This is a genomic window from Micromonospora echinofusca, assembly GCF_017614955.1.
GTDB classification, from domain to species: domain Bacteria; phylum Actinomycetota; class Actinomycetes; order Mycobacteriales; family Micromonosporaceae; genus Micromonospora; species Micromonospora echinofusca_A.
Window position 1 is genome coordinate 1 of record NZ_WVUH01000346.1, and the last position, 7417, is coordinate 7417.

Annotated in this window: 7 protein-coding genes and 1 pseudogene; 5 read left to right on the plus strand and 3 right to left on the minus strand. The window is 74.0% G+C overall.

Annotated features, from left to right (window positions below):
- A partial coding sequence (locus tag GSF22_RS27865; protein WP_208816711.1) for a glycosyltransferase occupies window positions 1-451 on the plus strand: 451 nt, incomplete at its 5' end.
- A 135-nt stretch (window positions 452-586) separates the two neighbouring features.
- A complete protein-coding gene (locus tag GSF22_RS27870; protein WP_208816712.1) occupies window positions 587-1693 on the plus strand; it encodes a mannose-1-phosphate guanylyltransferase in 1107 nt (368 codons plus the stop codon).
- On the opposite strand, the gene GSF22_RS27875 is transcribed toward GSF22_RS27870, so the two are convergent.
- A complete protein-coding gene (locus tag GSF22_RS27875) occupies window positions 1662-2246 on the minus strand; it encodes an NUDIX hydrolase (protein ID WP_307804386.1) in 585 nt (194 codons plus the stop codon). The genes GSF22_RS27870 and GSF22_RS27875 overlap by 32 nt on opposite strands.
- A 41-nt stretch (window positions 2247-2287) precedes the next feature.
- Here GSF22_RS27875 and GSF22_RS27880 point away from each other — a divergent pair, with 41 nt between their 5' ends.
- Window positions 2288-3325: a hypothetical protein gene (locus GSF22_RS27880; protein ID WP_208816713.1), complete on the plus strand. Its 1038-nt coding sequence runs from the start codon at window positions 2288-2290 to the stop codon at window positions 3323-3325.
- 322 nt (window positions 3326-3647) lie between these two features.
- On the plus strand, window positions 3648-4643 hold the full coding sequence (locus GSF22_RS27885) for an ArsR/SmtB family transcription factor (RefSeq protein ID WP_208816714.1): 996 nt from the start codon (window positions 3648-3650) through the stop codon (window positions 4641-4643).
- Window positions 4644-4668: 25 nt separating this feature from the next.
- Here the strand turns inward: GSF22_RS27885 and GSF22_RS27890 are convergent, their stop codons facing one another.
- Both GSF22_RS27890 and cofD read right to left on the minus strand, forming a co-directional pair.
- Complete coding sequence (locus GSF22_RS27890) at window positions 4669-5760, minus strand: coenzyme F420-0:L-glutamate ligase (RefSeq protein WP_208816715.1); 1092 nt, start codon at window positions 5758-5760, stop codon at window positions 4669-4671.
- Window positions 5757-6722, minus strand: coding sequence for a 2-phospho-L-lactate transferase (gene cofD / locus GSF22_RS27895; RefSeq protein ID WP_208816716.1), 966 nt, complete (start codon window positions 6720-6722; stop codon window positions 5757-5759). Before cofD ends, GSF22_RS27890 begins: the two co-directional genes overlap by 4 nt.
- Before the next feature lie 97 nt (window positions 6723-6819).
- Here cofD and GSF22_RS27900 point away from each other — a divergent pair.
- Window positions 6820-7417, plus strand: a pseudogene (locus GSF22_RS27900) (hypothetical protein); the annotation flags it as partial.

Consider the following 7417-nt stretch of genomic DNA (forward strand, 5'->3'; position numbering starts at 1 on the left):
GCCCGCCCTGGTGGTCGCCGGTGGGCAGGGGCACGACGACGACATCGACAAGGCGGTGGCCGAGGTCCCCGCCCACCTGCGGCTGCTCCGCCCCGGTTACCTGCGTTACGCCGACCTGCCCGGCTTCCTCGGTGGTGCGCTGATCGCCGCGTACCCCTCGTACGGTGAGGGTTTCGGCCTGCCGATCCTGGAGGCGATGGCCTGCGCCGCCCCGGTGCTCACCACGCCCCGGCTCTCCCTGCCCGAGGTGGGCGGTGACGCCGTCGCCTACACCAGCGAGGACCCGGACCAGATCGCCGCCGACCTCGTCGCGCTCCTCGACGACGAGCCGCGCCGGTTGGCCCTGGCGAAGGCCGGCTTCGACCGGGCCAAGGAGTTCACCTGGGAATCCAGCGCCGAGGTGCACCTGGCCGCGTGGACCCGGGCCCGGGACCGCCGGTCCGTCGACTGACCCGGTCGCGGCGCTGCGGTCGCCGGTCGGCCGACCCACCCGGTACGCGTCACGCCGGGGCGGGTACGTCGACCGGCCGGCGGGCCGGCCGCGCAACGCCGGTCCGTCCCGTGCCGGTTCGGGCATGATGTGCTGATGCTCTTCGCCGTTATTCCGGCGGGTGGCAGCGGCACCCGGTTGTGGCCGCTGTCCCGCGCAGGTCATCCCAAGTTCCTCCATCCGCTGACCGGTACCGACCGGTCGTTGCTCCAGGCGACGGTCGACCGGTTGGCGCCACTGACCACGCCGGACCGCACACTGGTGGTGACCGGAGCCGCGCACGTCGCGGCGGTCGCCCGGCAGCTCACCGGTCTGCCGGAGGAGAACATCCTGGTGGAGCCCTCGCCCCGGGACTCCTGCGCCGCCATCGCGCTGGCCGCCGCGGTGATCGCCCTGCGGGAGCCGGACGCGGTGATGGGTTCGTTCGCGGCCGACCACCTGATCGGCGACCCGGCCCGCTGGGCGGACACCGTCCGGGAGGCGGTCCGGGGCGCCGAGCAGGGCCTGCTGATGACGGTCGGTATCACCCCCACCCGGGCCGAGACGGGCTACGGGTACCTGGAGTGCGGTGATCCGGCCGGTGACGGGTCGCGGCGACCGGTGACCGAGTTCAAGGAGAAGCCGGCCGCCGAGGTGGCCGAGGCGTACCTGCGGTCGGGGCGGCACCTCTGGAACGCCAGCATGTTCGTCTGGCGGGTGGATGTGTTCCTCGCCGAACTGGCCCGCCAGCAGCCCGCGCTGCACGCCGGGGTGACCGCCATCGCCGCCGCCTGGGGGCGACCGGAGCAGGACGACGTGCTCGGTACGGTCTGGCCGACTCTGCCGAAGATCTCGGTGGACTACGCGGTGATGGAGGGTGCGGCGGCGGCTGGCCGGGTGGCCACCGTCCCCGGTGACTTCGGCTGGAACGACGTCGGTGACTTCCACACCCTCGGTGAGGTGCTACCGGCCGACCCGGCCGGCAACGTGGTGCTCGGTGCCGGTGCCGGTGCCGACGGTGGGAAGCCGGGGGTGCTGCTGCGGGACAGCAGCGGCCTGGTGGTGGTACCGCAGTCGGGGCGGCTGGTGGCCACCGTCGGCGTACACGACCTGATCGTGGTGGACACCCCGGACGCGGTGCTGGTCTGCCCGCGCGACCGCGCCCAGGACGTCAAGCAGCTCGTCGACGAGCTCAAGGAACGTGGCGAAGAGGGCTACGTCTGAGCGCGGCCAGGGCCGGGGCGACGAGCTGCCGGGTACCACCGGCCAACGGTTCGGGCAGCTCGTCCGGGGGGAACCAGCCGAGCGCGGTGGACTCGGGGCTGACCCGCTCCACCGCCCCGGCCGGGGCCAGCACCGCGAACCGGATGTCGTAGTGCAGCGAGCCGCCCTGGCAGGCGACCGGGTGGATGTCCACGTCGATCGGTACCGGGTCGATCCGCAGGCCCGCGATGCCGGACTCCTCGGTCGCCTCGCGCAGGGCGGCCCCGGCCAGGGTGTGGTCCTCCGGCTCGCAGTGCCCGCCGAGCTGCACCCAGCGGTGGAACTTGCCGTGCAGGCAGAGCAGCACCCGACCACCGCCCGGGTCCATGATCAGCGCGCTGGCGGTGACGTGACCGGGGCGGTGGGCCCGGGTGACCGCGACCGGGCCGGCGGCCAGCAGGGTCAGCGTGCGGTCCCGCGCCTCGGCGGCGGCCGGGCTGGTCGGTGTCCAACCGGTCAGCAGGGCGGTGACGTCGGCGTGCAGGACAGCGGCGGATGGTGGGGTTCCGGACACCCGGCCCACTCTATTTGGTGCCGCTCCGTACGCTCTGCCGCATGACACCCAGCCTGGTGGAGTTCCTGGTGGCCGGCAACGAGGCCAGTGACCTCCTGCCGGTGCACTCGGACGCGCTGCTCGCCGCCCGGGACGCCCGGCGCGGATTCTGGACGGTACTCGACGAGGGGCCGGTCGAGTCCTGTCTCGCCCTGCTGCTGGAACGGACCGACGGCTCCTGGGTGGCGGAGCACGTGACCGCCGACGCGGGCCCGGAGAACGGGCGCACCGAGGACGGGGAGGCGTTGGCCCACGTCGACGGCTGGGTGTACGTGTTGGGCTCGCACTTCGGTTCTAAGGCCGGGCCGTTGCGCCCCCGGCGCGCGTTCGTCGCCCGGTTCCGGGAGGACGACGCGATCGGTCGGGTCCTGCCGGTGCAGGTGGTGCGTAACCAGTTCCGGCTGCACCGGGCGGTCAACGACGCGCTGGCCACCGCCGCGCTGACCGCACTGCCACCCGGCGACCGGGTCCGGGACCGGTTCATCGTGGAGACCGTGGCCCGGGGCACCGCCCGGGAGAAGAGCTGGGTGAGCCGGCTCGCCGAGGGCGACCTGCCGCTGAACGTGGAGGCGGCGGCGTTCACCCCGGCCGGTACGGTGCTGCTCGGGCTGCGGTTCCCGGTCACCGGGGCGGGCGAGCCGATCCTGGTCGAGGTGGCCGGCCTGGCCGGCATGTTCGACCGTCGCAGCTGGCCGACGGTGCTGCGGGCGTACGCCCTGACCGGGGTGACGCCGCCGGGCGAACTGACCGGCTTCCGGGCCCTGACACCCGACGGTGCCGGCGGGTACGACGCGGTGATCGGCTCCATCGACGCGCTCGGCAAGGGCTCGGTACTCCTCGACGACCATCCGGCCGGCGGGGAGGTGACCTCCCGGCACGTCCGGTTCCGGTTGCCGGCCGACCCGGACCTGCACCTGGTCACCGGGGAGCTGGTCGCCGACCTCGCTCCGTGGCATCACGTGGAGGGGCTGGCCCGGTCGCAGGGGCGGTGGTTCTACGTCACCGACGAGGCGCACCGGGTCGCCCTCTGGGCGGCCTGACCGGCTGCCCGCTCGGTCGCTCGCCCGGCTGTCCGCTCGACGGCCCTGACCGGGGCCGACGCCGGGTGACCACCTCTGCGGAACGCTGGCCGCAGACCCTCGTGGTGGCCACCCGGGCGCCGGTGTCTCCCCCTGAACCCGGTGCCGCGTGCCGGGCCGTTCGTACAGGCGTCCGGCCCGTTTCGGGCATGACGAGAATGCCCGTCGGCCCGGCCGGCCGTCGAGGTGTTTCAGTCTCTGCTTAAAAAGCGAGCTGTTGCCGCCGGGTAAGATGCAGCCGGATGGCCGGTATCCCCGCTGCTGGCCGCCACGGGAGCGCTCCGTGCTGAAAATCCTCTTCTCCGGCGACGACATCGCCCGGACCCGGGTGGCCCCCGCCCCGGATCCGCTCTGGGAGCTGACCCTCAGCCTGCACCTGCTCCAGGGCCGGGGCCGCTACCCGCTGATGGCCGGCTGGCGGCGTACCGTCTCGCAGCGGCTCCGCCGCGAGGTCGGCCTCGACCAGCTCCGGCTGCTCTTCGCCCTGAACCGGCCCCGGGGTTACTTCCCGGACTTCCTCACCCCCATCGAGAGTGTGCACGGCCTCGACGCCGGCCTGGAGGCGGTCCGCGCCACCCCGGTCACCGCCCTGCACCGCGACCTCACCGTGCTGGCCGGCGAGACCACCCTGCCGTCGTGGGCGGGTGCCCTGGCCCGGGGCGACGGGGAGACCCTGACGCAACTCGTCGACTCGATGCGCCGGTACGAGTCGATCGCCCTCGGCCCGTACCGGTCGCACCTGCGGGCCGCCGTCGAGGCGGACCGGAACCGGCGGGCCCGCGCCCTGCTCGACGGCGGTGCCGAGGGACTGCTCGCCGGCCTGCGCCCACACCTGCGCTGGGAGTCCGGGGTACTGGAGGTGCGGGACTACCCGAGACCACGGGAACTGCACCTGGGCGGTCGGGGGCTGCTGCTGGTCCCCTCGTATTTCTGCGGTCGTACCCCGGTCGCGTTGTTCGACGAGGAGCTGACCCCGGTGCTGGTCTATCCGGTGGACCGGTTGGGTGGGCTGACCAGTCCGGACCCCGTCGACCGTGCGGCCGGACCCGACCGGCAGGCGCTCGCGGCCCTGCTGGGCCGGACCCGAGCGGCGGTGCTGGAGGTCACCGACTCCGGCTGCACCACCGGGGAGCTGGCCCGCCGGCTACGGATCTCGCCGGCCGCCGCCAGCCAGCACACCACCGTGCTGCGCAACGCCGGCCTGCTGGTCAGCCAACGGGAACGCAACACCGTGCTGCACACCCTGACCCCGCTGGGCCGGGCGATGCTCAACCGTTGACCGCCGCCCGCAGCGGGGCAACCGGTCAGACCGCGACGACCGCGTCCGCCGGCGTACCGGCCGGCGGGGGCAGCAGCACCGACGGCACGCCGTGGGCGGCCAGCGCCGCCCGGAGCCGGTGCACGTCGGTGCCGAGCCGGATCCCGGCGAACGGGTCACCGGCCGGTGCGGTGGACCGGCAGAGCACCGCCCCGGTCGCCCCGGTCGGCCAGTCGGGCACCGACCCGGCCAGTTCGGCGCGTACCCGGTCAGCGGTGACCAGGGTGAACCCGGTGCCCGGCCCGACGGCGTCGCGTACCGCGGCGACCGCCCGCGCGACCGCGTCCGGGTCGGCGGGCTCCGGGCCGATCGTGTCGCCGAGCGTCGCGGCGGCCAGCAGACCGGCGGACCGCGCCTCGGCGGTACCGAGCGCGAAGAGGTCCTGGGCGGCATCCCGCACCAGGGCGACCGCACCCGGCCCGTCCTCCCGCTCCGGTGCGGTGAGGTACCCCCGGACCACCGCGACCGGAACCTGGTCGCACTTGCCCTTGATCAGCTCCCCGGCCCCGGCCAGTTCGTCCACCACCGCCATCTGGGTGAGGTGCAGTTCGTTGCCGTACGGGTCGACCTCGCCCCGGTGGTCCCGGATCGGCGCCATCCCGGCCACCCCGAGGGCCACGTCGGTCAACCCGTTGCGCCACGGGCGGCCCATGGTGTCCGAGACGATCACCGCCACGTCCACCCCGTACCGCTCGGCCAAAGCGGCCCGCAGCGAACGGGCGGAGGCGTCCGGGTCCTTGGGGAGCAGGACCAGCCGGGACGGGTCGACGTTCGACGCGTCGATGCCGGCGGAGGCCATCACGAAACCGTGGTGGGTCTGCACGATCCGGGTCGCGCCCCGGGTCGCCACCGGGCGGGCGGTCTCGGCGGCCAGGATCTCCTCCCGGGCGGCCAGCCGTTCCGGCCCGTCCGGAGGGATCTCGACGAGCTGCCCCTCCGCCTTGGAGACGATCTTGCTGGTGACCACCAGCACGTCGCCGTCGCGCAGCCACGGCGCGGCCGTGCCGATCAGCGCGGCCAGGTCGTCACCGGGGGACACGTCGCCGATGCCGGGCACCGGCAGGATCTCCAACCTCATGCCGCCCTCCCCGACCCGGCCAGCTCCACGGCGGCCCGGACCATCGCCACCGTCGCGTCGGTGTCCGTCATCCACAGCGGCACCGCCCGCACCGTCACGTCCGCGACCGTGGTGCCGGCGTCGGTGGTGTCCACCAGCCAGCCGTCCAGCAGGCCACCGTCGGACCGCCCGCCGTACAGGCCGCCCACCCCGGCCGCGCTGCACTCGGTACCGACCACCGCGAGGCAGCGGTCCGCCATGCCGCGTACCGGGGCGCCGCCGATGACCGGCGAGACCCCGACCACCGGGGCCGGGGTCCCGGCCACCGCCTCCCGCAACCCCGGCACGGCCAGGATGGGCGCCACGCTCACCACCGGGTTGCTCGGGGCGATCAGCACCAGGTCCGCCGAGCCGAGCGCGTCGAGCACCCCGGGTGCCGGCTTCGCCGCGTCCGCGCCGACGAAGACGAACCGGTCGGTGGGCAGCCCGGCCCGGTACCGGATCCACCACTCCTGGAAGTGCATCGCCCGCCGGGCGCCGTCGACCTCGACCACCGCATGGGTCTCCAACCGGTCGTCGGTCGCCGGGAGCAGGCGTACGCCGGGCTGCCAGCGGGTGGCCAGCGCCTCGGTCACCGCGGAGAGCGGATAGCCGGCGTTCAGCATCGTGGTGCGGACCAGATGGGTGGCGACGTCCCGGTCACCGAGCCCGAACCAGGTGGGCTCGGCGCCGTACGCGGCCAGCTCCTCCTTGACCGTCCAGCTCTCCCCGACCCGGCCCCAGCCGCGTTCCGGGTCGGCGCCCCCGCCGAGGGTGTACATCACGCTGTCCAGGTCGGGGCAGACCCGCAGACCGTGCAGGAGCAGATCGTCGCCGACGTTCACCACGGCGGTGACCTCGGCGCCGACCTCGCGGGCGTACGCCCGGACGCCGAGCAGGAACCGGGCGCCGCCGATACCGCCGGCCAGTACCACGATGCGCATCCGACCATCCTCGCGTATACGGCACGACGGATGCGTTCGTGGCCGGGGAGACTAGGCTCACGTCGCAACTGTCCGCCTTCGCCCCAGGGGGAGTTCTTTGACCAGCCAGCCCGAGCCCACGCCACCGGAAGCGCCGAAGGCCAGCGAGATCACCAGACCGTTGCGTGACCTCGCGGCACTGGTCCTCGTCGGCGCGAACGCCCTGCTGCTCTTCGTCAGCCTGATCCGGCTGCTCGTGCCGCTGTCGGACTACAGCACCTGGACCGGCCGGAGCAGTGCCCAGTTCTACTCCTTCGTCGGGGTGGAGGCGATCGTGGCGCCGCTGCTGGCGGTGCTGCTCGTCACGCACGTCTCGCCGCCCAGCCCCCGGGCGAAGCAGATCACCCAGATCGCGCTCGGCGAGTACGCGGCCAGCGCGTTCTTCGGCGTGATCACCTTCCTGGTCGCCACCATCGGCCGGCTCGCCGAGGCCGAGGTGGGTGACGCCCTGCTCAGCATGCTGGACCGGCTCGCCTACCTGGCGCTCTTCGCGGTCGCGGCGTTCGTGGTCTACAAGATCTGGCGGACGCTCTACCACGTGCCCAAGCCGAAGCCCCAGCCCGGCATGTACGGCCACCCGCAGCCCGGTTACCCCCAGCAGGGCTACCCGCAGGGCGGCTACCCCCCGCCCGGCTACCCCCAGCAGCAGCCCGGAT

Bases quoted from the DNA above. Each gene is read 5' to 3' on its own strand.
- GSF22_RS27870 (WP_208816712.1), top strand. From the start codon at position 587: ATGCTCTTCGCCGTTATTCCGGCGGGTGGCAGCGGCACCCGGTTGTGG.
- GSF22_RS27880 (WP_208816713.1), top strand. From the start codon at position 2,288: ATGACACCCAGCCTGGTGGAGTTCCTGGTGGCCGGCAACGAGGCCAGT.
- GSF22_RS27890 (WP_208816715.1), bottom strand. From the start codon at position 5,760: ATGAGGTTGGAGATCCTGCCGGTGCCCGGCATCGGCGACGTGTCCCCC.
- cofD (WP_208816716.1), bottom strand. From the start codon at position 6,722: ATGCGCATCGTGGTACTGGCCGGCGGTATCGGCGGCGCCCGGTTCCTG.